A 22261-nucleotide genomic window follows, 5' to 3' on the forward strand; every position below is an offset into this window, starting at 1 on the left:
GCAATTAAACAGCACGCGAAAGGCCCTGGTACACCCCGCCTCGACAGGGCGGGACGGGGTGTACCAGGGCCGATGCACCGGAAGGCCTTCTCAGGGCGCCGGAAGCTCCGCCAGCTCCGCGACGGACCGACGGTGGCTGCCCGCGGTGCCGTGGGCGAGGGAGTCCGCCTTGGCGCGCTTGAGGTAGAGGTGCGCGGGGTGCTCCCAGGTCATGCCGATCCCGCCGTGCAGCTGGACGCACTCCTCGGCGGCGTGCACGGCGACGCCCGAGCAGTACGCCTGGGCCACCGCGACGGCCAGCGGGGCGTCGGGGCTGCCGGTGGCCAGCGCGTCGGCTGCGTTGCGGGCGGCGGCGCGGGCCGAGACGACCTCCAGCCAGAGCTGCGCCATCCGGTGCTTGAGCGCCTGGAACGATCCGACCGGCCGGTCGAACTGGTGGCGTTCGCGGGTGTGGCGGACGGTCTCGGTCAGACACCACTCGGCGATCCCGAGCTGCTCGGAGGCGAGCAGTCCGGCCCCGGCGAGCAGTCCGCGTCGCACGGCGGTGGCGCCGGTGTCCGCGTCGGCGAGCCGGATCCCGGTCGCCCCGGCCAGGGTGACGGCGGCCAGCGGGCGGGTCAGGTCGAGCGGGACGAGCGCCTCGACGGCGACGCCCGGGCCCGCCGTGTCGACGGCGTACAGCCCCTCGGCGGTCGGGACCAGCAGGACGTCGGCGGCGGCCGCGTCCGCGATGCCCCGGACCGTGCCGTCGAGCGCGGCGAGGACCGGACCCGCCGCGGCGGGCGCGGTCGCGAAGGGCACGGCGAGCACGGCCGTACGGGCGCCGGAGGCCAGTTCACCGAGGAGCACCGCGGCCGGTCCGTCCGCGCCGGCCAGCGCGAGCAGGGTCTCGGTGGCCACGACGGAGCTGGTCAGGAAGGGGGCGGGGGCGACACTGCGGCCCAGTTCCTCCAGGACCACGGCGGCCTCCCGGTGGGACGCGCCCTGGCCGCCGAGCTCCTCGGGGACGAGGAGTCCGGCCGCGCCGATGTCGCCGGCCAGCGAGGACCACAGCAGGGGGTCGTACGGCGTGTCGGACTCGGTGGCGGCGATCACCGTCGGCGCGTCGGCCCGGTCGGCGAGGAGGGCGCGCACGGCGGAGCGGAGGTCCTCCTCGTCCTGCGAGTAGAGCAGGTCGGGGGTGGCGGGGGGCTGGGTGGGCGCGGTCATCGGCTCAGGTCCTTCCAGGCGACGTCCTTGTCGTTGCGGGGCTCGGCGGGCAGCCCGAGGACGCGTTCGGCCACGATGTTCAGCAGGACCTCGCTGGTGCCGCCCTCGATGGAGTTGCCCTTCGAGCGCAGGTAGCGGTAGCCGGCGTCCCGTCCGGTGAAGTCGACCAGCTCCGGGCGGACCATGGTCCAGTCGCCGTACAGCAGGCCCTCGTCACCGAGGAGTTCGACCTCCAGGCCGCTGATCTGCTGGTTGAGGCGGGCGAAGGCGAGCTTCATGCCCGAGCCCTCGGGTCCGGGCTGTCCCGCGACGAGTTGCTGGCGGAGCCGCTCGCCGGTGAGCCGGGCGACCTCGGCCTCGACCCAGAGGGTCAGCAGCCGCTGGTGGGTGTCGGGGGTGCGCAGCTCGGGGCGTTCGCGCCAGGTCCTCGCGACCGGGCCGATCATGCCGCCCTCGCGGGGGATGCGGGAGCCGCCGATGGAGACGCGCTCGTTCATCAGGGTGGTCCGGGCGACCTTCCACCCGTCGCCGACCGGACCGAGCCGGTGGCTGTCGGGGATGCGTACGCCGGTGAGGAAGACCTCGTTGAACTCGGCCTCGCCGGTGATCTGGCGCAGCGGCCTGACCTCGACGCCGGGGTCGGTCATGTCGCAGATGAAGTAGCTGATGCCCCGGTGCTTGGGGACGTCCGGGTCGGTGCGGGCGATGAGGATGGCCCAGCGGGCGAGGTGGGCGCTGGACGTCCAGACCTTCTGGCCGTCGACGATCCAGTCGCCGGTCTCGTCCCGCACGGCCCGGGTCGCCAGGGCGGCGAGGTCCGATCCGGCGCCCGGCTCGCTGAACAGCTGGCACCAGACCTCCTCACCGACCCACAGCGGGCGCAGGAAGCGGCGCTTCTGCTCGTCGGTGCCGAAGCCGAGGAGGGTGGGCGCGGCCATGCCGAGGCCGATGCCGATGCGGCGCGGGTCGTTGTCGGGCGCGTCGGCGGCGGCGAGTTCGGCGTCGGCGACCTGCTGGAGGGAGCGGGGCGCGTCGAGCCCGCCCAGGCCCACCGGGTAGTGGACCCAGGCGAGTCCTGCGTCGAAGCGGGCCTTCAGGAAGTCGGTGCGGCCGGTGGTGGCCGGCGGGTGCGCGGCGAGCAGCTCGCGGGTGCGGCGGCGGACGTCCGCGGCGTCCACGGCGGGGCTCATCGGGCGCCTCCGGGCAGGACGACGATGCGGCCGGTGCTGGTGCCGTCGGCGACGCGCTGGACGGCTTCGGCGGCGTCGGCCATCGCGACACGCTCACTGACCAGGGGTTTCACGATGCCCTGCGCGGCGAGCTCGGTCAGTTCCTCGTGGCAGGTGCGGACCGCGGCCGGGTCCTTGGTGGTGTAGAGGCCCCAGTGCAGTCCGACGACCGAGTAGTTCTTCACCAGGGCGTGGTTGAGAGCCGGGGTGGGGATGACGCCGCTGGCGAAGCCGACGACGAGGATCCGCCCCTCGAAGGCGACGCACTTGGTGGACTTGGCGTACGCGTCACCGCCGACCGGGTCGTAGACGACGTCCGCGCCGCGCCCGCCGGTGGCCTCCTTCACGGCGGCGACGATGTCCTCGCTCCGCCGGTCGATGACCAGGTCGCAGCCGAGCGCGCGGGCGACGGCCGCCTTGTCGGGGCCGCCGACGACGCCGATGACCTTGGCGCCCGCGGCCCTGCCCAGCTGGACGGCGGCGCTGCCGACGCCGCCGGCCGCCGCGTGGACGAGGAGGGTCTCGCCGGGCTGGAGGCGGGCGCGGCGGTGCAGGCCGAACCAGCCGGTCTGGTAGCCGATGTGCAGGGCGGCCGCTTCGGCGTCGTCCAGGGCGTCGGGGGCGGGCAGCAGGGCCGCCTCGTCCGCGACCACGTGGCCGGCGAAGCCTCCGTGGGGCAGGGCCGGGGTGGCGAGGACCCGCCGCCCGTCCTCGGTGGTGCCGCAGACCTCGACGCCCGGGGTGAACGGCAGCGGCGGCCGCACCTGGTACTGCCCCCGGCAGAGCAGGGCGTCGGGGAAGTTGACGTTCGCCGCGCGGACCTCGACGAGCACCTGCCCGTCGCCGGGCGTGGGCCGGTCCGTCTCCTCCAGCCGCATCACCTCGCCCGGCTCGCCGTTCCGGTGCACTCGCCATGCCTGCATGAGGGGCCTCCACAACACTGTCGGCTCCAACCGCCCGAGCGGTCGGCATTACCACTGCCGCGCCGCATACTAAGCGGTCGCTTGCCGATCTGGGAACACCCCGTCCCGGCCCCCGGGGACGCCGCGTGCTCAGCCGCGCCTGGGCTTCGCCCGTACGTGCATGCGCTCGCCCTGCGGACCGAAGAGGCTGAGAAACTCCACCCGCTCGTCCCCGGCCGCCCCGAACCAGTGCGGCAGCCGGGTGTCGAACTCGGCCGCCTCCCCCGGCTCCAGCACCAGATCGTGTTCGGCCAGCAGCAGCCGCAGCTTCCCGGAGAGCACGAACAGCCACTCGTAGCCCTCGTGGGTGCGCTGCTCCGGCGGCCCGCCGCTGCCCGGCTCCTGGATCAGCTTGTACGCCTGGAGGCCGCCCGGCCGGGCGGTCAGCGGCAGCATGGTCCGGCCGTGCTGCACGATCGGCTTCGCCCGCACCCGGGGGTCGCCGACCGGCGTCGCACCCACGAGGTCGTCGAGCGGCACCTCGTGGGCACGGGCGATCGGCAGCATCAGTTCGAGGCTGGGGCGACGGCCGCCGGACTCCAGCCTGGAGAGGGTGGAGACGGAGATGCCGGTGGCGGCCGACAGGGCGGCGAGGGTGACTCCGCGGTCCTTGCGCAGTCGGCGCAGTCGGGGGCCGACGCCGGAGAGGACGGACTCCAGTTCCGGATCGTCCCGGTCGTGTTCCTTCATCGGCCCATTGCAGAATCGGCAAGCGGCTTTGTCAACCGGTCAACTCCGGACAGCCGAGCCACGCCTCTCCCGCCCGGCCCGTCCTCGCCCGTCGGGTGACAGCTCGACGTCAGGTCCTAGCGGGCGAAGACCTCGAAGGCGACCGCGGGCCGGCCGCCGAAGTGCTCGGCGGCGGCCTCGGCCATGCCCGTGAGGAAGGTCCGGCAGTACCGCTCCGGGTCCTCCCGGGTCAGCGCCTCGATGTACGTACGGTGTTCCAGGAGCGACCGGACCGAACGTTCGAGGCCGGCGGTCGCGTCGACCGCGTGGGTGGGCCGGTCGCTGCCCGCCACGGCGGTCCAGCGCACCCCGTCCCACGGCTGGAGCCCCTGTTCGCCGAGTTCCGGGAAGATCCACCGGTTGCCCGCGTCGGCGACGGCGTCCAGGGTGGCCCGCCCGACCGCGCGGTGGTCGGGGGTGTTCCAAGCGGTGCCGCCCCAGGTGTCCCGGTGGTTGAGGGTGACGACCAGTTCAGGGCGGTGGCGGCGGATGGCCGCCGCGATGTCGCGGCGCAGTCCGGTGCCGTACTCGATGACGCCGTCACGGTGGTCGAGGAACTCCACGGTGCGGACGCCGACGACGGCCGCGCTCGCCCGCTGCTCCCGCTCGCGCACCGGTGCGCACTCCTCGGGCGGCAGGGTGTCGATCCCGGCCTCGCCGCGGCTGGCGAGGAGGTAGACGACCTCGCGGCCGCCGTCGGTCCACTCGGCCACGGCGGCGGCCGCCCCGTACTCCAGGTCGTCGGGGTGGGCGACCACGGCCAGGGCGCGCTGCCAGTCGCCGGGCATGGGTTCGATTCGCTGCGGCGTCATAACGGCAGGCTACCTCCGGCTCCGGCGGCGGGCGTGCGAGGCTGGAGTCCGGCGAACGAAAGGACCTGCCTCGTGCCCACCCCCGCATCCCTCTCGCCCGCCCAGGCCGCGGCCCGTCTGGAGGAGTTCACCGTCATCGACGTACGGGCTCCGGGCGAGTACGCCGCCGGGCACGTGCCCGGCGCCCTGAACATCCCGCTCGACAAGCTGCCGGACACGCTGCCCGCGCTCAAATCCGCCTCCGCGCGCGGTTCGCTCCTGGTGGTGTGCGCCTCCGGGGTCCGGTCCACGCGGGCCTGCGAGATCCTCGCGGGCGCGGACATCGAGGCCGTGACGCTGAGCGGCGGCACGTCGGCCTGGGAAGGCGACGGGCGTGGCCTGGACCGCCCCGCGGGCGCGCGCACCCCGTGGGCCATGGAGCGCCAGGTGCGCCTCGCGGCGGGCTCGCTGGTGGTGGCGGGGCTGCTGGCGGGTATCCGCTACCCGGCGGCGCGGTGGCTCTCGGCGGGCGTCGGTGTGGGGCTGGTCTGTTCGGCACTGAGCGGCACCTGCGGAATGACCGCGGTCCTCGCCAAGCTGCCGCACAACCGGGCCCCCCGCTCCGCCGGCGACCTGGACGCCACGCTGGCGGAGCTCCAGCGCTGATCCGGCGGGGCCGGCCGGTCCGCGACCGGCCGGCCCCGGGGGCTGCGCCTCTCCAGCGGGACCACGAAGGACGGGACGCGGCGGGCCGGGTCAGGCCTCGTCGCGGACCAGGGACAGCAGCCGGTCCAGGACCCGGGGACCGCCCGCGCGGACCCCGTCGTGCTCGTACTCGTTCGTCACCCAGGTCCGCAGCCCCCGGATCGCCGCCGCCGTGCGCAGGGAGTCGGCCGTGTCGACGTACATGTCGTCGTGGTAGACGGCCGCCGCGACCGGGACCTCGTTGGCGGCGAGCCGCTCGGGGTCGTACAGCACCGGCCAGTCGGTGCGCCGGGCGAGGAGTTCGGCGGTCTCGCGCAGCGGACGCAGCGCGGGGTCGACGTCGAAGTGCCAGGGGTGGATGGTCTCGCCGGTGAAGAGGAGCGGCCCGTCGCCCTTCAGCGCGGTCGCCGCGTCGAACTGCGGGAACTCCCCCCGCACGCGCTCGGCGGCCCAGCCCGTGGCGCGCTCGCCCTGCCCGTAGATGGCCTCGTGCAGCAGGGCGTAGAGCGGGTGCCCGGCGAAGGAGCCGGCGGTGCGCATCGCTTCCTGGAAGGTGTCGGAGAGTTCGGTGCCGTGCGGGGTGCGGACGAAGGCGTTCTCCAGCAGGTGGTGGAGCTGGTGGCTGCCGTTGCCGGAGCCCAGCATGATGCCGAGCGCCTGGAAGCCCTCGGGGGTCAGCCGGTGTCCGGCGCTCTCGGGCCGGTGCTCGGCGAGGTGGGCGGCGATGGCGCGGGCGCGTTCGACGTCCTGCGGGTAGCGGGCGTAGTGGGCGGCCACCTTCCGCTCGATGCGGGGGTACGCGGCCCGGTAGACGTCGTCGGCGTGCGCGTCCAGCGAGGGCAGCCCGCCGGTGATCAGGACCTCCTTCAGCCCTTCCGGGGCGGCGGAGAGATAGCGCACGGCGCAGAAGCCGCCGAAGGACTGGCCGAGGACGGTCCAGGGCGCTCCACCGGTGAGCTGCGGCCGGATCAGCTCGCAGTCGCGGACGATGGAGTCGGAGCGGAAGTGGGCGAGGTAGTCGGCCTGCTCGCGCGGGCCGCCGCGCAGCGGCAGGGTCTGCCGGTTGGCCGGGGTGGAGAGGCCGGTCCCCCGCTGGTCGAGGAGGAGCACCCGGAACTCCCGCAGGGCACGGCCGAGCCATGCCTCCGTACCGACGAACCGCCGTGCGCCGAATCCGGGTCCCCCCTCCAGGTAGACGAGCCAGGGCAGTTCCTCGTCGGCCCGGGAGGCTGCGACCGCTTCCCGGCCGTAGACCTCGATCCGCTCCCCGCCGGGGTCGTCGTGGTCGAGGGGCACGGTGAAGCGGCGGTCCGTGAGGACGACGCCGGGCTGCCGGTAACTGCTCACGAGAACTCCTGAATCCGAGGTGCCGGCCGATCCGGGCGAAAGCGCCAGTCCAGCACATGGCCGCATCGGTCCGGCGCAGGGGCATGCCCGGAGAGCGGACGCCTGCCGGAACACCTGGCCCGGACCCTGCCCGCCTCTGTCCTGCCCGCCTCTGTCCTTCCCCCGCCGCGCGCCCGCCCCCGTGTTCCTCCGCTTCCGCGTTGACAGGGATGAGGGACTCGGGTTCTCATGCTTTCTGTGCGGCGTGACGTCGGCCAAGGAGATCTGGGCCGGCCGGCGATCAAGCAAGCACCTTCTTCCAGGGATGACGCCATGAGCTCCTTCATCGCCCCCTGCCTCTGAGCAGCAGCGCCTTGTCGCGCACCTCGCCCTGAGAGCTCCTGGGCGTGAGCGATCCCGTCGGTGAACGCTCCCGCCCCGGGCTCCTCGCGGCCGCACTCCGCCCCACCGGGCCTTCGGCTGCCCGCTTTTCCTCCGGGAGACCCAGAACCTCCATGCACCAGACCTTTCAGCAGTCCGTCATCGACGAGTTCCGCGCCAACGCGGGCACGGTCGGCGGCCCCTTCGAGGGCACCGACCTCATCCTCCTCACGACCACCGGCGCCCGCTCGGGGAAGCCGCACACCACGCCGCTCGGCTACGTCCGCGACGGCCGGCGGCTCCTCGTCGTGGCCTCCGGCCTCGGCGCGCCGCTCCATCCCGACTGGTACCGCAACCTCCTCGCCCACCCCGCCGTGCGCGTCGAGTTGGGCGGTGGGACGTACGACTGCCTCGCCGTACCCGCCGAAGGAGCCCGACGCGACGAGCTCTTCGCCCGGGTCGTCGCCGAAGCGCCCGGATACGCCGACCAACAGGAATCCACCGACCGGGTGCTGCCGGTCGTCGTGCTGGAACTCCCCGGTCCCGACCCGGCGGCTCCCCCGGTCCGCTCGCTCGCCGACAAGCTGGTGGAGGTGCACACCTGGCTGCGCGGCCAACTCCGCCACGTGCACGACGAGACCGAGGCGCACTTCGCGGCGCGGGCCGGCCGCACGGGCGGCGGCGGCGAACCGCCTTCCCCCGGCCTCGGGCTCCAGATCCGGCAGCGGTGTCTGGCGTTCTGCCAGGCGCTGGAGTTCCACCACACGGCCGAGGACGGGCACATGTTCCCCGCCATGGAGGACCACCACCCCCACCTGCGGGACGTCTTCGACCGGCTGCGCCACGAGCACCGCGCCATCGGGGCCGTCCAGTCGGCCCTCGCCGCCCTGCTGGCCGACGCGGCCGTCGCGGAACCGGACCGGTTCCGCTCCGAACTGGCCCGGATGACCGACAAGCTGACCGCCCACCTCGACTACGAGGAGGAACATCTCCTGCCGCTCCTGGCCGAGGTTCCCTGGCCTCCTGCGGCGCCCGGCGCCAGGACCGCCTGAGCACGCCCCGTTCGAGGGGGGTGAGCGAGGGTTCACCCCCCTCCGGCAGCGGTTCGGGCGACGAACGGGCGGCGGCGACCTGCCGGTACGGCGCCGCCAGCGGGTGGCCCGTCACCGCGACCGGGGCCGCGATGTGCGCAAGAAGGTGCACGGAGGGGCGTAACGGGACAGGGGCGAGGCGGCCCGGAACGGTCTGGGCCACCCGAGCAACCCTCCGCACCCGCCTGCCGTCTTGATCGACGACAGGACGGTACGCCGCTCATGAAGAGCGGCGCCCCACCCCCACACATCCGGGCCTGCACGACCGGCCGACTATACCTTCCGTGTATACGCAATGGGTATAGCCGTCCGGCTCCGGGCCCGGCACCGCGCGGAAGGCACCCATGCAGACCAAGGCACTGGCGCCCGAGTACCAGGGAGCTCTCACCAAGATGTCGGTGAACGCCTCTCTCACCGACGTACTGGCCGAGGGCGTACGCCACTTGAGGCAGGCCGAGTCGTCCGGATCGCAGGAGGACGTGGCGCGCTCCGGCCTCGCCGTGGCCGAGGCGCACCGCAGGCTCGGCCAGGTCGCGGAGGCCGACCGGGCCTGGAAGGCCAGCTACCGGGCGGCGCGGTCGGCCGGGAACACCGGGGCCATGGCCTGGGCACTGTGGAGCGGCGGCACGCTGGCACGTCAACGCGGGGCGCTGCGCCTCGCGTTCCGGCTGCTCGGCCTCGCCGCGGAGCTGGGGAAGCGGGGCGGCGACGTGGTCGCCCGCGGCTACTCCCTGGCCGGGCTCGCCGAGACGGGGCGGATCCAGGGCGACTACGCGACCGTCGCCACGCTGCACGAACAGCTGCTGGCCGAGGCCCGCGCCCGGGGCGAGGCCCGGCACACCGTCTGGGCGCTGGAAGGCATCGCGCAGATCCACCGCAACACGGGTTCGCTGGACACCGCTCTGGAGATGTTCGAGGAGGCGGCGGCCCTGGCGGGCGACGCGGACGACCGCCGGGGCCGGGCCTGGGCGCTGCGCGGCATCGCCGACATCGTTTCCCTCCGGGACGGGGCGACCGGGCGGGCGCTGGACCTGCTCGCCGAGGGCGAGGTCACCTGCCGCGAGATGAACCTCTCCAGCGCCCTGGCCTACAACCACAAGATGCGGGCCAACGTACTGTTCCGCGCCGGGCGGTACGAGGAAGCGCGCACGGTGTACGAGCAGGCGCTCGGGGAGTTCCGCGCGATGGGCGAGCCGCGGGGCGAGGCACTGGCCTCCCTCGGCCTGGTGAAGGCACGGGCCAGGCTCGGCCGCGACCGCGACGCCACCGCCGCCGACCTGGACCGGCTGCGGGGCAGGCTGAGCCGGATCGGGCTGCTCAACGCCCGGGAGATGGTCGAGAAGGCGTACGCCGAGCTCGGCGTGGAGCCCCGCGTCGAGGGCGCGGAGGTCACGGGCACGGACGTCACAGGCACAGACGTCACAGGCACGGACGTCACAGGCACGGACGTCACGAGCGCACCCGCGACGGGCTTCGACGTCACGGGCGGCGGAGAACCGCCGGCCACGGGCGGGCGGGACGAGCGCCGATGACGCCCTCCACGACCCGCCGTGCGAGCGCGCCGCAGATACTGGACCGGTGCCGCGACCTGGTGCGCCCGGCCCTGGTCGAGTCGGTGGGACGGCTGCACCCCTGGCACGCGGAGACGGCGGCGTTCTCGCTCGGCTGGCGCGGCACCGGCGGCGAGCCGCTGCCCGGATCGCAGGGCAAGGGCGTGCGCCAGGCGCTCGCGGTGCTCGGCGCGGAGGCCGCGGGCGGCAGCGCGGCCGACGCGGTGCCGGGGGCGGTGGCCGTCGAGCTGATCCACACCTTCTCACTGATCCACGACGACATCATGGACGGCGACGAGACCCGCCGCCGCCGGCCGGCGCTGTGGAAGGCGTACGGGACGGGCCCGGCCGTCCTCGCGGGGGACGCCCTGTTCGCGCTCGCCGTGTCCACGCTGGCGGAGGCACCCGGGCCGGGCGGCCCCGCGGCGGTGCGGCAACTGGCGGGCGCGCTGGGCGACCTGGTGCACGGTCAGGCCCAGGACCTGCTCTTCGAGTCCCGGCCGTGGTCGGGTCCGGGGGCCGTCCTGCCGCACGAGTACCGGGCGATGGCCACCCACAAGACCGGATCCCTGCTCGGTTGCGCGGCGGCCTCGGGCGCGCTGCTGGCCGGTGCTCCCCCGTCGACCGCCGAGGCGCTGGACCGGGCCGGGCGGCATGTCGGGGTGGCGTTCCAGGCGGTGGACGACCTGCTCGGGATCTGGGGCGATCCGCAGGTCACGGGGAAGCCCGTGCACAGCGATCTGCGGCGGCTCAAGAAGACGTACCCGGTGCTGGCGGCGCTGTCCGCCGACCGTCCGGCGGCCGGCCGCCTCGACGCGCTGCTCACGTCCGCCGGGCCGCTCGACGACGTGGCGGCGCGGCGTGCGGCGGAGCTGACCGAGGAGGCGGGCGGGCGAGAGGCGACGATCACCGAGGCGCGCGAGCACCTGGCCGCCGCCCGCGCGTGCCTCGACCGGGTGCCGCTGGCCGAGGGGGCCCGAGGGGACCTGCTCACGCTGATCCCGTACCTGGCGGACCGCACCCGCTGACACCCCTGCCTCCTCGGCCCGCTCCGGCCGCCCCGTCGCCCGGAGTGCCCCGGACCCCGTCCGGGGCACTCCGGGCTTGTCGCCGGCGGCACGGGAACGGACATGCCGGACGGTGGATGGTGCCGCCATCCGATGCGGCGTTCGGCGGTGTGGGCTTTCCCGGAAAAGGATGACGGTATAACCGGCGGGCATCGCACCGAACACCCGGTCCGCCCCCGCGCCCCACGCCCCGAACGCCCTTCCGCCGCTTGCCCGCGAAGGCACCCGGGCCTGCGCCGGTCCGCCGCGCGGCCACTCCGACGGCCTACTCGGACGGGCAATCCCCATGTGGTCGTATGAGCGAGTCACGCGCACGATATCGCCACATATCTGCCAAAGTGCACCTCGGCTTTACTCACCGTATTGAGCGAAGAGAGCCGTGCGTGCTGCACATGCGTCGTACTGAAGAAAGACAACTGACGGTCCTTCATCTGGTTCAGCCCGTGGACGGCGGAGTAGCCCGGGTCGTCACCGATCTCGTCAGGGCCCAGGCCGGAGCCGGGCTGCGCCCGGTGGTGGCCTGTCCCCCCGGCAGCCCGCTGGCGCTCGGGGCGGCGGCAGCGGGTGCTGAGGTCCACGGCTGGTCCGCCACCCGTGCCCCCGGACCGCGGCTGGCCGGTGAGGTCACGGCCGCGCGCCGGATCGTCCGGGCGAGCCGCCCGCACGTGCTGCACGCCCACAGCGCCAAGGCGGGCCTCGCGGGCCGGATCGCCGTACGCGGCCGGATCCCCACGGTGTTCCAGCCGCACGCCTGGTCGTTCGAGGCCGTCGGCGGGCGCACCGCCGAGTTCGCGCTGGGCTGGGAACGGTTCGGCGCACGCTGGGCCGATCACATCCTGTGCGTCAGCGAGTCGGAGCGCCGCACCGGGCAGGAGGCGGGCATCGCCGCCCGCTGGTCGGTCATCCACAACGGCATCGACCTCGACCGGTTCCGCCCCGGCGACCACGCAATCCGGGCGCAGGCCCGCGCCGCCCTCCCCTGGCCGGAGGGCACGGACCGGGAGGCTCCGCTGGTCGTCTGCGTCGGCCGCCTGACCCGGCAGAAGGGCCAGGACATCCTGCTGCGGGCCTGGAGCCGGATGGCGGTGCCGGAGGCGCGGCTGGCCCTGGTGGGCGACGGACCCGACCGGGGCGCTCTGGAGTCGTCGGCCCCGCCGGGCGTGCTGTTCACCGGGGCCTGCGAGGACGTACGGCCCTGGATCCACGCGGCGGACGTCCTCGTCCTGCCCTCCCGCTGGGAGGGCATGGCCCTGGCCCCGCTGGAGGCGATGGCCTGCGGACGCGCCGTCGTGCTCACCGATGTGAACGGCGCGCGGGAGAGCCTGCCGCCCGGTGGTGAGGACCACTGTCTCGTACCACCGGAGGATCCGGCGGCGCTGGCCGCGGCGCTCACCGCCCTGCTCACCGACCCGGACCTGCGCGCGGCGGTCTCCCGCCGGGCCCTGCGCCACACCCGGAGGACGTTCGACGTCCGGCGGACCGCGGGCGCGGTCGCCGGTCTCTACCAGGAACTTGTCGGCATGTCCGGCACCACGACGAGGAAGCGCACCGAGCGATGACGATGGAGAGTGCACCGGTTCCCGGAGCCGGCCAGGCAACAGCCGTGCAGGCTCACACGGTTCATCCGCCACGAAGAAGCGGCGGTGGTGCGCAGGCGCGGCCGGGTGAGCGCCGGGCCGTACGGTACGGCCGTCCCCTTCCGCTCCTGTGCGTGGACGCCCTCGCTCCGGCCGTGACGTTCGCCCTCGTGGTCCCGGTCGCGTGGCCCTGGCTGCTGGTGGCCGTCCAGCCGGTGGCGCAGGTGCTGCTCTTCGCCTGGCGCGGCCTGTACCGGATGCGGTTGTCCCCCTCGGTCCTCACCGATCTGCCCGCGCTCCTCGGCCTCACCCTCCTCCAGTGGTACGCGACCATGGAGGTACTGGACGCCTGGGACCCGCAGCAGGGGTTCGGCTGGACGGTGCTGGCGTACGGGGCCGGTACGCAGACCGCGCTGACCTGTGCCGGACGTGCGGCGGTCCACCGGGCGCGGCGGCGGGCCGCCGTCCGCCGCCCGCAGTCCACGCTCGTCGTGGGCCAGGGGCCGTCGGCCCGTCAGGTGACGGCCGCGCTGTACGACCACCCCGCGTACGGCCTGCGGCCGGTCGGTCTGGTGGCAGCCCCGGCGGCCGGGGACGAGCAGCGGGAGACAGGGGCCGACGCCGCGCCGCTGCCGGTCCTGGCCTCACCCCAGGAGGTGGGGCGGGCCGTGGTCCAGAACAGCGTGCGGCACGCGGTGTTCACCGCCCCGCCCGAGGCCGTCCCGGACGGGGACGCTCTCCTCGCGCTGCTCGCCGGACAGGGGTGCCGGGTGTGGCTGATCACCGGCCCCGGCACCGTCGCGGGGGCTCCGGCGGGCGGGCGGCCCGACCATCTGTGGGGATTCACCGCCCGGCCGCTGCGCGACGGGACGGACCGCCCGCTCGGCCACGCGGTGAAGCGGGCCGTGGACGCCGCCCTGGCCGCGGCCGGGCTGGTGCTGGCGGCCCCGGTCATGGCGGCCTGCGCCCTGGCCGTGCGGCTGTCCGACGGACCGGGTGTGATCTTCCGGCAGGAGCGCGTCGGCCGGCACGGACGCCCCTTCGTCCTGCTGAAGTTCCGCACCCTGCGCCCCGCCGACGTCCAGGAGTCTGCGACCCGCTGGAACGTCGCGTCCGACGGGCGGCTGAGCCGGGTCGGCCGGCTGCTGCGCCGGACGTCTCTCGACGAGCTGCCGCAGCTGTGGAACGTCCTGCGCGGCGACATGAGCATGGTCGGCCCCCGCCCCGAGCGCCCCTTCTTCGTGGCGCAGTTCAGCCGCGCCCACCCCGGCTACCAGGCCCGCCACAGGATGCCCGTGGGCATCACGGGACTGGCCCAGGTGAACGGGCTGCGCGGCGACACCTCCATCGAGGAGCGGGCCCGCTTCGACAACCACTACATCGAGACCTGGTCGCTGTGGCAGGACGCCTGCGTGCTGGCGCGGACGGCGGGTTCGGTGTTCCGGCTCGGAGGCAGCTGACCATGACCGCTGTCCTGACCCCGCCCGCGCCGTCACCGGCGGCCGAGGCGCGGGCCGTCCCCCGCTCCCCGTGGGGCGGCCTGCGGTGGCGCTGGCCGCTGCTGCCCCTCGTCGCGACCGTCCTGCTGCCCGCCCTCCCGTACGGGACCTCCGGCGGGGGCGGCCCGGCCGACGTGGCCTCGGGGATCGCCGTACTCGTGTGCGTGGGGCGGGTGCTGTACCTGCGGCAGCGGCCGCTGAGCGCCACCGCCGCGCTGGTCCTGGGGCTGCCCGCGGTGGCCTTCGCGGTGGCCACGGTCACGGCGGCGGACCCGGCGGCGGCCCTGCCGGGGCTCGTGCGCTACCTCCAGGTCTTCGTCCTCGTGCCGGCCGCGGTGTTCCTTCTGCTCAGGGACGCGTACGGGTTCCGGGTGGTGGCCGGTTCGCTGGTCCTCCTGGCCGTCGTCCAGGGCGTCACGGGCGTCCATCAGTACGTCACCGGGACCGGGGCGTCCTACATGGGCGAGGACATCCGGGCGGTCGGCACCTTCGGGCCCAGCGACATCATGGGCATGGCGACCGTGGTCGCCTACGGGCTGCTCGCGGCGGCGGCCTGCGCCCTGCGCACGCCCCGGAGCGCCCCGGCCTGGCTCCGGCCGTGCGCCGCCGTTCTCGCCGTCGCGCTGATCGTGCCCCTGACGCTGTCGTTCAGCCGGGGTGTGTGGATCGCCACGGCCGCCGCGGCGCTCGTCGCCCTGGCGCTCAGCGGGCGGCGGCAGGCGCTGACGTCGCTGGCCGTGCTGGGCGCGGCGGGCGTGGTGCTGGTCGGCGGGTTCGGCATCGGCTCCGAGATGATCGCGGACCGGGCCGCCAGCGTGACCCGGGTGACCAGCACCCCGGACCGGTCCGTCAGCGACCGCTACGCGATGTGGAGCGCGGCGGGCGCGATGTGGAGCGAGCAGCCGGTCACCGGGGTCGGTCTCAAGGGCTTCCCCGACCACCGCGACGCGCACGCCTCGATCGGGCTCTCGTCGGGCAGCGACACCGCCGGGGCGGGCCAGGACTTCCGCCGGCAGGCCCTCCTGTCCCCGCACAACATGTATCTCCTCGTCCTCGGCGAGCAGGGCCTCGTCGGACTGACCGCGCTCGTCGGCAGCTGGGCGGCGATCCTGGCCGGCGCGGTCCGGCGGCTGTGGCTCGCCCGCTCGCGCGGCGACGCGGCCCTGGACTGCGGTCTGGTGGCGGTCGCCCTGATGACCTGGCAGAGCGTCAACTTCCTGTACGCGGACATCGGCGGGCCCACCACGGTGCTCAGCGGCGTCGTGCTGGGGCTGGCGGCCTGGTGGGCGCTGGCCGAGCCGGACCGGGTGAGGGCCGCATGAGCGAGTCCGGTACGGGCACGGAGGCCGGAGCGCGGCCGGCGGACGCGGCGGCGAACCCGGCTCCGCCGCTCCTCCCGGCGCCGGGGGCGGGTCCGGAGGGGACCGGCGCGGCGGAGAGGGAGAGCGGCGAGGCGCCCCGGCTGGGGGCCTTCCTCGCGCGGGCGGCGGCGGGCACGGCGGTGCTGACCGTGCTGGGGGCCGTCCTGGGTCTGGTGCGGGACCAGGCCATCGCCCGGTACTTCGGGGCGAGTGACGCGAGTGACGCGTTCCTGATCGCCTGGACGGTGCCCGAGATGGCGGCGACGCTGCTGATCGAGGACGGGATGGCGCTCCTCCTCGTCCCGGCGTTCAGTCTCGCCCTCACCCGTCGCGCCCGCGGCGGGGCGGAGGAGGGAGCCGACCCCGTACGGGACCTGGTGGCGGCCACGCTCCCCCGGCTGTTCCTGCTGCTCTCCGGGGGCGCGGCGCTGCTCATCGCCGGAGCGCCGTGGGTCGTGGGCGTGCTCGCCCCGGGGCTCGCCGATCCCCGGCTCGCGGTGGACTGCACCCGGCTGACCGCGGTCACCGTGCTGACCTTCGGGATCACCGGCTACTTCAGCGCCGCGCTGCGCGCGCACCGCAGCTTCCTGCCGCCCGCCGGGGTCTACGTCGCGTACAACCTCGGCATCATCGGGATGACGCTGGCCCTGCACGCGGCCTGGGGGGTGCGGGCGGCCGCCGCGGGTGTCGCGGTGGGCAGTGCGCTCATGATCCTCACCCAGCTCCCCGTGTTCCTGCGGCTGGTACCGCTCGCCCGGCCGCGGCTGCCACGCCGGGGACGGCCGAGGCGGCGGGCGGTGCGCGGCGCTCCGCTGCTGGGTTTCGCGGTGCTGGCCCCGGTGGTCCTGTTCGTGGTGAGCCGTCAGTCCCAGGTGCTGGTGGAGCGGTTCCTGGCCTCCACCCTGCCCGCCGGGGCGATCTCGCATCTGAACTACGCGCAGAAGGTCGCGCAGATGCCGATGGTGCTGTCGCTGATGATCTGCACGGTCACCTTTCCGGTCGTCGCCCAGGCCATGGCCGCCGGGGAGCACGAGAAGGCCCGGCGGCGGGTCGAACGGGACCTCGGTCTCGCCGGACTGGTGGTGCTGCTCGGCACGGCGGTCGTGCTCGGCTACGCGCCCCAGATCATCGACGTGCTCTTCCAGCGCGGCGCGTTCGACGCCGCGGACACCGCGTCGACCGCCCAGGTCATGCGGGTCTACGCACTGGGCCTGCTCGGGCACTGCCTGGTCGGCGCGCTGAGCCGGCCGTTCTTCTCGTCCGGGCGGCCCACCTGGTTCCCGGCGTTCGCGATGGGGACCGGACTGCTGGTCACGATGGGGGCCGGCTACGCGCTGACGTACCGCTTCGGCGTGGACGGCATCGCGACCGCCAACGCGCTGGGGATCAGCGCCACGGCCCTGCTGCTCCTGATGGGCCTCGGCACCCGCGTGGTGCCGATCAGGGCCCGGGACGTGACGCTCTCGCTGAGCCGGCTCGCCGGGGCGTCGCTGGCGGCGGGCGCGGCGGGCTGGGCGTGCGCCCCGCTCGTGTCCGAGCCGGTGCTGAGCCTGGCCGCCGGCTGTCTCCTCGTCCCCGCCGTGTTCTTCCTGACCGGCCTCGCCCTGCGCTCGCCCGAGGTCGTCTCCCTGCTGGCACTCACCCGACGGAGGTTCCTCGATGGCCGCTGAGTCCTCGGCACACCGCGCCGACGCCCCCTCGTCCCGGCTCCGCCCGCACACCCGCCGTCCGCCGTGGATCCTCACCTACCACTCGGTGACGGACCCGAGCGACGATCCGTACGGCATCACGGTCTCCCCCCAGCGCCTCGACGAGCAGTTGTCCTGGCTGCGCAGCAGGCGGCTGACGGGGGTGGGCGTGTCGGAGCTGCTGCGCGCGGGGGCGGCGGGGCGGCGCGGCCTGGTGGGCCTGACCTTCGACGACGGGTACGCGGACTTCCTCGACGAGGCGCTGCCCGTGCTGCGCAAGCACGGCTGCCGGGCGACGGTCTTCGTCCTGCCGGGCCGGCCCGGCGGGGTCAACGAGTGGGACCCGCTCGGCCCGCGCAAGCCGCTGCTCACCCACGACGACGTCCGGCGGGTCGCCGCCGCGGGCATGGAGGTCGGCTCGCACGGGCTGTACCACCAGGACCTGACGGAGCTCTGCGACGAGGAACTGCGGCGCGAGACCGCTCGGAGCAGGGAGCTGATCGGCGAGCTCACCGGCACGCTCCCGGAAGGCTTCTGCTACCCGTACGGCTTCCTCGACCGCCGGGTCACGGACGCCGCGCGCCGGGCGGGCTACGGCTACGCGTGTGCGCTGACCCCCGGTCCGCTGCTCAGCCGGTTCGCCCTGCCCCGGACCCACATCAGCCAGGCGGACCGGGGGGTGCGGCTGTGGGCGAAGGACCTGCGGCACGGACTGCGGCAGGTGGCGGTGCCGGGCACGGGCGCGCGGACCGCCGGGCCGGCGCGGGCGGGCGGTCCCCGGTGAGGGCGCTGCACGTCATCACCGGTCTCGGGGTCGGCGGCGCCGAGCGGCAGTTGCGCCTGCTGCTGCGCCATCTGCCCGTGGAGTGCGATGTGGTGACGCTCACCAACCCGGGGGCGGTCGCGGCGGAGCTGCGGTCCGACGGGATCCGGGTGGCGCACCTCGGGATGCGCGGGAACCGGGACCTGTCGGCCGTCGGACGCCTCGCCCGGCTCATCCGGGACGGCCGCTACGACCTGGTCCACACGCATCTCTACCGGGCCTGTGTGTACGGCAGGATCGCGGCCCGCCTGGCCGGGACGCGGGCCGCCGTGGCGACCGAGCACTCCTTGGGGCGGGCCGAGATCGAGGGCCGGCCGCTCACCCGGTCCATCCGCGCCCTCTACCTCTCCACCGAGCGGCTCGGCGCGGCGACGGTCGCCGTCTCCTCCACCGTGGCCGGCCGACTGCGGGACTGGGGGGTGCCCGCCGACCGGATCCGGCTGGTGCCCAACGGCATCGACGCGGACCGGTTCCGCTTCGACGCGCGGCGGCGGGCGGAGGTCCGGGGCGCGCTGGACCTCCCCGAGGACGCGTTCGTGGTCGGCGGGGTGGGGCGGCTGGTGCCGGGCAAGCGGTTCGACGTGCTGATCCGCGCGGTCGCCGCCCTGCCGGAGGCCCGGCTGCTGCTGGCCGGGGACGGGCCCGAGGCCGGTGCGCTGCGGTCACTGGCCCTGCGTCTGGGAGCGGTGGACCGGATCCGGTTCCTCGGGGAGTGCGACGAGGACGGGACGGGGCCGGTACCGGGGGTTCCGGCCCTGCTGAGCGCTCTGGACGCCTTCGTCTCGACGTCCCGCGAGGAGTCCTTCGGGCTGGCCGCGGTGGAGGCCCTCGCCGCCGGACTGCCCGTCCTCCACGACGCCTGCCCGGCCATCGACGACCTGCCCGCCGCCCACGCCCCGGGCGCGACCCGGATCGCCGGGAGCCCCGAGGAACTGACGGCCCGGCTGCGGCAGCTGATACAGGCCGCACCGGACCGCCGGCCGCCGCCCCGGGCCGTCGGCCACTACGACATCCGGCGCAGCAGCGAGCGCCTGATGGACGTGTACGCGTACGCCCTCGACACCGCCCCACCGAACCGGAGAGCCCTCTCATGACCGACTCACCCGAGCCGCAGCGACACGTCGTCGTCGTCCGTCGGCTGCGTACCGCCCTCACCCGGCTGCCGCACTGGTGGCCGCTGCCCGTCAGCGTGCTGATCGGCACCGCGTCCGGGCTCGCGTACGGCGCTCTCGCCACTCCGCAGTACGAGGCCACCAGCTATGCGATGGCGGTCGCGGAGGGCGAGACGGACCCCTCGGCAGCGCTGGGATACGCCCAGTCGTACGGGCGGCTGACGACGAGCGACGCGACCCTCTCGTACGCGCAGGGCGCGGCGGGCGAGACGGTGCGCGAACTGCGGTCCCACGTGACGTCGGAGACCTCCCCCGACTCGCCGATGATCTCCGTGACGGGCACGTCCTCGGACCGTCACAAGGCGGCCGACATCGCCAACGCGGTGATCGAGGCCGTCATCGTGAGCAGCGGTCATGTCTCCAAGGACACCGGGGTGAAGCTGATCAAGTTCACCCATGCGATGACGCCGGACCGGCCCGTCTCGCCGTCGGTGCCGCTGGGCGCCGCGGTGGGAGCGGCGGCGGGCGGCCTGCTGGGCGGTCTCGTCCTGCTGGTGCGGCCCCGCCGGGAGGGCTGGAGCGTCGCGGCCCAGGTGCCCGGTCCGGCGGCCGGGGAAGCCGGCGCCGACCAGGACGAGCGGGAGCTCGTCCGATGACGGCGCGACGGGCGGGCAGCCTGACCGTGACGCTGTGCCGGGACTTCCGGGAGTTCGGCGCGCTCGCCGGCGAGTGGGACGCGCTGCACCGCCGCTGCGCCACGCCCACCCCGTTCCAGAGCCACGCCTGGCTGCACTCGTGGTGGATGTCCTACGGCCAGGAGGGCCGGCTGCGGGTGCTGCTGGTCCGCCGGGCGGGGCGGCTGATCGGGGCGGCGCCGCTGATGCTGGTGCACCGTCCGATGCCGCTGCTCGTCCCGATGGGCGGAGCCGTCTCCGACTTCTTCGACATCCTCCTCGACCAGGAGGAGGCCGGGTACGCCGTGGGGGCCCTGGGGCGCGGTCTGGACCGGGCGGCCCGGCACACCGTGGTGGATCTGCGGGAGGTCCGGCCGGACGCGTCGGCGCAACTGCTGTTCGGACGGTGGCCGGGGGCCCGCAGCCGGCTCACGGACTCGACGTGCATGGAGCTGCCCGCCGAGCCGCTGGACGACCGCGTGGCGCGGCTGACGGGCTCGCGGGGCCAGCGGCTGCGCTCCAAGCTGCGCAAGGTCGACGCCCTGGGCATCGAGGCGCATCGCGTTCCGCGGGACGCGGTGCCCGCCGCGATCGGCACACTGCTGCGGCTGCACGAGCGTCAGTGGGAGGGCCGGACGGTCAACCCCGAACACCTCCGGGCGCGGTTCTCGGACCATCTGATCCGGTCGGTGGGACGGATGGTGGGGGACGGCACGGCGGCCCTGACCGAGTTCCGGCTGGAGGGCGAGGTGGTGGCGTCCAACCTGTCGTTGCAGTCGGGGCCGCTGACGGGCGGCTATCTGTACGGTGCGGATCCGGTGCTGCGCGCGCGGAAGGTCGACGTGTCGACGATGCTGCTGCGCGAGGTCTCCCAGCAGGCTGCGGACGGCGGGCGTACGGTGCTGAGCCTGCTGCGCGGTGCGGAGAGCTACAAGAACCACTGGGGGCCGGTGCCGGTGGTCAATCAGCGGCTGCTGCTGGCCCGGCCCGGTCTGGAGCCGCTGCTGCGGCTGCGCGAGTCGCAGGTGGCGGTGCGGGAGCGGGCGGCGGAGACCGTCAAGGCCAGGTTCCCCGCGGCGCGGGACTGGCACGAGCGGCTGTCGGGACTGCCCCTGGTCGGACGGTGACACGCGGGGTGTACGCCGGACGGCGGCGTCGGAGGTACCACCTGTGAGCAGATCCGTTACCGACCGGCGTCTTCCGCGTTGTCAGGGGGTGCGGACCTCGTGTCCGCAGCACAACCCCCTTCTTTACAAGGAGTTCTCCATGTCTCGTATGACGAAGGTCGCCGCTGTCATGGCCGGCACCGGCGCCCTCATCGCCGGCGGCGCCGGCATGGCGTCCGCGGACGCCGGTGCGCAGGCCCTCGCCGCCGGCTCCCCCGGGGTCGGTTCGGGCAACGCCGTCCAGGTTCCCGTGCACGTCCCGGTGAACGTCTGCGGCAACACGATCAACGTGATCGGTCTGCTGAACCCGACCTTCGGAAACACCTGCGCCAACGTCTCCGAGGGCCACCACGACACCGGCGGCGACTACGGCTACGGCCGCTGATCTCCCTGCGGTTACCGAACGGCCGGCTCCCTCCGTGCGGAGGGAGCCGGCCGTTCCGTCGTCCGGTCTCAGGCGTAGCGGTAGATCTTGCCGTGGTCGAGGAGCTTCCTCGGGGTCACGCCCCACGGGGGCATCGCCTCGTCGAGGCCGAAGACGTAGTCCCGCTCGGGGCCGGGTGAGGCGGGTTTGCGGCCCGGGAGATAGGCGGACCGGGGGTGCGCCGTGCGCCAGCGGTCCCAGAGCAGGTCGATGAAGGAGTGGTGGAGCCAGAACACCGGGTCCTCGGGGGAGGCCGCGCCCGCCATCGGCCCGCCGACCCACTGGTGGACCCGGTTGTGGAGGCCCACCGCGCGCACGCCCCGGATGCCCCATCCCTCGACCCGGTTGCGGAAGCCCTCGGTGCTGACGCTGTTCCAGGGCTCGGTGTCGTAGACGGGGTCCTTCAGTGCCCGTGCCACGTCGTCCCCGGTGGGCAGGGAGACCGGGTCCCTTCCGGGCCTGCCGAAGTTGCGGGTGAGGTAGTGCTCGTCGGTGACGCCCCTGCCGACGCTCCAGTTGCCCGTCGCGTAGGCGAAGGGACCGGTGGTGACCCGGCGGTCGCCCGGCCTCCCGTCGCCGCCGAGGAAGTCCTCCGCCCAGAGCGACGAGGTCGGTTCGTTGTCCTGGGTCCAGTCCCAGTAGGGGACGCTCACGCCCGCGTCGACGCGCTGGAGGGCCTTCTCGAACTCCAGCAGGTACTGGCGGTGCCAGGGGAAGAACGAGGAGGTCATGTGCGCCGGGCGCGGCCGGTGTTCGGTGTCCATGACGTAGTACTCCCGGTGCATGACGACGAAGTCGTCGTAGCGGCCCGAGCGCTTCAGTTTCAGGATCGCGTCGATGAGCCGGCGCTTCTCGGTGCGCGTGAGGTCGCGCTGGTTCTTGCGGGTGTACACCGGT

20 protein-coding genes are annotated in these 22261 nt (G+C 74.5%); 13 read left to right on the top strand and 7 right to left on the bottom strand.

Annotated features, from left to right (window positions below):
- Nucleotides 1-90: 90 nt before the first annotated feature.
- The 5 genes from KME66_RS01530 to KME66_RS01550 all read right to left on the bottom strand — a co-directional run bounded on the left by KME66_RS01530 (nt 91) and on the right by KME66_RS01550 (nt 4941).
- Nucleotides 91-1209 (bottom strand): acyl-CoA dehydrogenase family protein, encoded by a 1119-nt coding sequence (locus KME66_RS01530; protein WP_073223574.1) that lies wholly within the window; start codon nt 1207-1209, stop codon nt 91-93.
- Nucleotides 1206-2399 (bottom strand): acyl-CoA dehydrogenase family protein, encoded by a 1194-nt coding sequence (locus KME66_RS01535; RefSeq protein WP_216318044.1) that lies wholly within the window; start codon nt 2397-2399, stop codon nt 1206-1208. Before KME66_RS01535 ends, KME66_RS01530 begins: the two co-directional genes overlap by 4 nt.
- Nucleotides 2396-3361 carry an NADPH:quinone oxidoreductase family protein gene (locus tag KME66_RS01540; RefSeq protein WP_216318046.1) on the bottom strand — a complete coding sequence of 322 codons (966 nt, stop codon included), beginning with the start codon at nt 3359-3361 and terminating at the stop codon, nt 2396-2398. The genes KME66_RS01535 and KME66_RS01540 overlap by 4 nt, the downstream gene beginning before the upstream one ends.
- 129 nt (nt 3362-3490) lie before the next feature.
- Nucleotides 3491-4090 carry a helix-turn-helix domain-containing protein gene (locus KME66_RS01545; RefSeq protein WP_216318048.1) on the bottom strand — a complete coding sequence of 200 codons (600 nt, stop codon included), beginning with the start codon at nt 4088-4090 and terminating at the stop codon, nt 3491-3493.
- 116 nt (nt 4091-4206) lie between these two features.
- Nucleotides 4207-4941, bottom strand: a complete 735-nt coding sequence (locus KME66_RS01550) for a PIG-L deacetylase family protein (protein WP_216318050.1) — start codon at nt 4939-4941, stop codon at nt 4207-4209.
- Between the two features lie 72 nt (nt 4942-5013).
- On the opposite strand from KME66_RS01550, the gene KME66_RS01555 reads away from it, so the two are divergent.
- Entirely contained in the window at nt 5014-5586 is a 573-nt protein-coding gene (locus KME66_RS01555; RefSeq protein ID WP_216318052.1) for a rhodanese-like domain-containing protein, read from the top strand.
- A gap of 90 nt (nt 5587-5676) precedes the next feature.
- Here KME66_RS01555 and KME66_RS01560 read toward each other — a convergent pair whose 3' ends face one another.
- Complete coding sequence (locus KME66_RS01560; RefSeq protein WP_216318054.1) at nt 5677-6972, bottom strand: alpha/beta fold hydrolase; 1296 nt, start codon at nt 6970-6972, stop codon at nt 5677-5679.
- Between the two features lie 494 nt (nt 6973-7466).
- Here KME66_RS01560 and KME66_RS01565 point away from each other — a divergent pair, with 494 nt between their 5' ends.
- The 12 genes from KME66_RS01565 (at nt 7467) to KME66_RS01620 (ending at nt 21325) form a co-directional block, all read left to right on the top strand.
- On the top strand, nt 7467-8384 hold the full coding sequence (locus tag KME66_RS01565; RefSeq protein WP_216318056.1) for a nitroreductase/quinone reductase family protein: 918 nt from the start codon (nt 7467-7469) through the stop codon (nt 8382-8384).
- A gap of 383 nt (nt 8385-8767) precedes the next feature.
- Nucleotides 8768-9955: a tetratricopeptide repeat protein gene (locus KME66_RS01570; protein ID WP_253208197.1), complete on the top strand. Its 1188-nt coding sequence runs from the start codon at nt 8768-8770 to the stop codon at nt 9953-9955.
- The gene (locus tag KME66_RS01575) at nt 9952-11001 is read left to right on the top strand and encodes a polyprenyl synthetase family protein (protein ID WP_216318058.1); all 1050 of its coding nucleotides are present in this window, start codon (nt 9952-9954) and stop codon (nt 10999-11001) included. The genes KME66_RS01570 and KME66_RS01575 overlap by 4 nt, the downstream gene beginning before the upstream one ends.
- Before the next feature lie 431 nt (nt 11002-11432).
- The gene (locus KME66_RS01580) at nt 11433-12599 is read left to right on the top strand and encodes a glycosyltransferase (RefSeq protein WP_216318060.1); all 1167 of its coding nucleotides are present in this window, start codon (nt 11433-11435) and stop codon (nt 12597-12599) included.
- A gap of 152 nt (nt 12600-12751) precedes the next feature.
- The gene (locus KME66_RS01585; protein ID WP_253208198.1) at nt 12752-14077 is read left to right on the top strand and encodes an exopolysaccharide biosynthesis polyprenyl glycosylphosphotransferase; all 1326 of its coding nucleotides are present in this window, start codon (nt 12752-12754) and stop codon (nt 14075-14077) included.
- Nucleotides 14078-14079: 2 nt separating this feature from the next.
- Entirely contained in the window at nt 14080-15438 is a 1359-nt protein-coding gene (locus tag KME66_RS01590) for an O-antigen ligase (protein WP_216318063.1), read from the top strand.
- A complete protein-coding gene (gene murJ / locus KME66_RS01595; protein WP_216318065.1) occupies nt 15435-17147 on the top strand; it encodes a murein biosynthesis integral membrane protein MurJ in 1713 nt (570 codons plus the stop codon). Before KME66_RS01590 ends, murJ begins: the two co-directional genes overlap by 4 nt.
- Entirely contained in the window at nt 17137-17949 is an 813-nt protein-coding gene (locus KME66_RS01600) for a polysaccharide deacetylase family protein (RefSeq protein ID WP_216318067.1), read from the top strand. The genes murJ and KME66_RS01600 overlap by 11 nt, the downstream gene beginning before the upstream one ends.
- Nucleotides 17946-19082, top strand: a complete 1137-nt coding sequence (locus tag KME66_RS01605) for a glycosyltransferase (protein WP_216318068.1) — start codon at nt 17946-17948, stop codon at nt 19080-19082. The genes KME66_RS01600 and KME66_RS01605 overlap by 4 nt, the downstream gene beginning before the upstream one ends.
- A complete protein-coding gene (locus KME66_RS01610; protein ID WP_073223604.1) occupies nt 19079-19756 on the top strand; it encodes a YveK family protein in 678 nt (225 codons plus the stop codon). Before KME66_RS01605 ends, KME66_RS01610 begins: the two co-directional genes overlap by 4 nt.
- The gene (locus KME66_RS01615) at nt 19753-20901 is read left to right on the top strand and encodes a GNAT family N-acetyltransferase (RefSeq protein WP_216318070.1); all 1149 of its coding nucleotides are present in this window, start codon (nt 19753-19755) and stop codon (nt 20899-20901) included. The genes KME66_RS01610 and KME66_RS01615 overlap by 4 nt, the downstream gene beginning before the upstream one ends.
- A 139-nt stretch (nt 20902-21040) precedes the next feature.
- On the top strand, nt 21041-21325 hold the full coding sequence (locus KME66_RS01620) for a chaplin (protein WP_073223608.1): 285 nt from the start codon (nt 21041-21043) through the stop codon (nt 21323-21325).
- 68 nt (nt 21326-21393) lie between these two features.
- Here the strand turns inward: KME66_RS01620 and KME66_RS01625 are convergent, their stop codons facing one another.
- Nucleotides 21394-22257, bottom strand: coding sequence for a tyrosinase family protein (locus KME66_RS01625; protein ID WP_073223610.1), 864 nt, complete (start codon nt 22255-22257; stop codon nt 21394-21396).
- Nucleotides 22258-22261: the final 4 nt, after the last annotated feature.

Source organism: Streptomyces sp. YPW6 (genome assembly GCF_018866325.1).
In the GTDB taxonomy this organism is placed as follows: Bacteria; Actinomycetota; Actinomycetes; order Streptomycetales; family Streptomycetaceae; genus Streptomyces.

Coding starts and splice junctions, on each gene's coding strand:
- KME66_RS01615 (WP_216318070.1), top strand. CDS start 19,753: ATGACGGCGCGACGGGCGGGCAGCCTGACCGTGACGCTGTGCCGGGAC.
- KME66_RS01535 (WP_216318044.1), bottom strand. CDS start 2,399: ATGAGCCCCGCCGTGGACGCCGCGGACGTCCGCCGCCGCACCCGCGAG.
- KME66_RS01575 (WP_216318058.1), top strand. CDS start 9,952: ATGACGCCCTCCACGACCCGCCGTGCGAGCGCGCCGCAGATACTGGAC.
- KME66_RS01540 (WP_216318046.1), bottom strand. CDS start 3,361: ATGCAGGCATGGCGAGTGCACCGGAACGGCGAGCCGGGCGAGGTGATG.
- KME66_RS01590 (WP_216318063.1), top strand. CDS start 14,080: ATGACCGCTGTCCTGACCCCGCCCGCGCCGTCACCGGCGGCCGAGGCG.
- KME66_RS01580 (WP_216318060.1), top strand. CDS start 11,433: ATGCGTCGTACTGAAGAAAGACAACTGACGGTCCTTCATCTGGTTCAG.
- KME66_RS01565 (WP_216318056.1), top strand. CDS start 7,467: ATGCACCAGACCTTTCAGCAGTCCGTCATCGACGAGTTCCGCGCCAAC.
- KME66_RS01620 (WP_073223608.1), top strand. CDS start 21,041: ATGTCTCGTATGACGAAGGTCGCCGCTGTCATGGCCGGCACCGGCGCC.
- KME66_RS01610 (WP_073223604.1), top strand. CDS start 19,079: ATGACCGACTCACCCGAGCCGCAGCGACACGTCGTCGTCGTCCGTCGG.
- KME66_RS01545 (WP_216318048.1), bottom strand. CDS start 4,090: ATGAAGGAACACGACCGGGACGATCCGGAACTGGAGTCCGTCCTCTCC.
- KME66_RS01600 (WP_216318067.1), top strand. CDS start 17,137: ATGGCCGCTGAGTCCTCGGCACACCGCGCCGACGCCCCCTCGTCCCGG.
- KME66_RS01570 (WP_253208197.1), top strand. CDS start 8,768: ATGCAGACCAAGGCACTGGCGCCCGAGTACCAGGGAGCTCTCACCAAG.
- KME66_RS01530 (WP_073223574.1), bottom strand. CDS start 1,209: ATGACCGCGCCCACCCAGCCCCCCGCCACCCCCGACCTGCTCTACTCG.
- murJ (WP_216318065.1), top strand. CDS start 15,435: ATGAGCGAGTCCGGTACGGGCACGGAGGCCGGAGCGCGGCCGGCGGAC.
- KME66_RS01550 (WP_216318050.1), bottom strand. CDS start 4,941: ATGACGCCGCAGCGAATCGAACCCATGCCCGGCGACTGGCAGCGCGCC.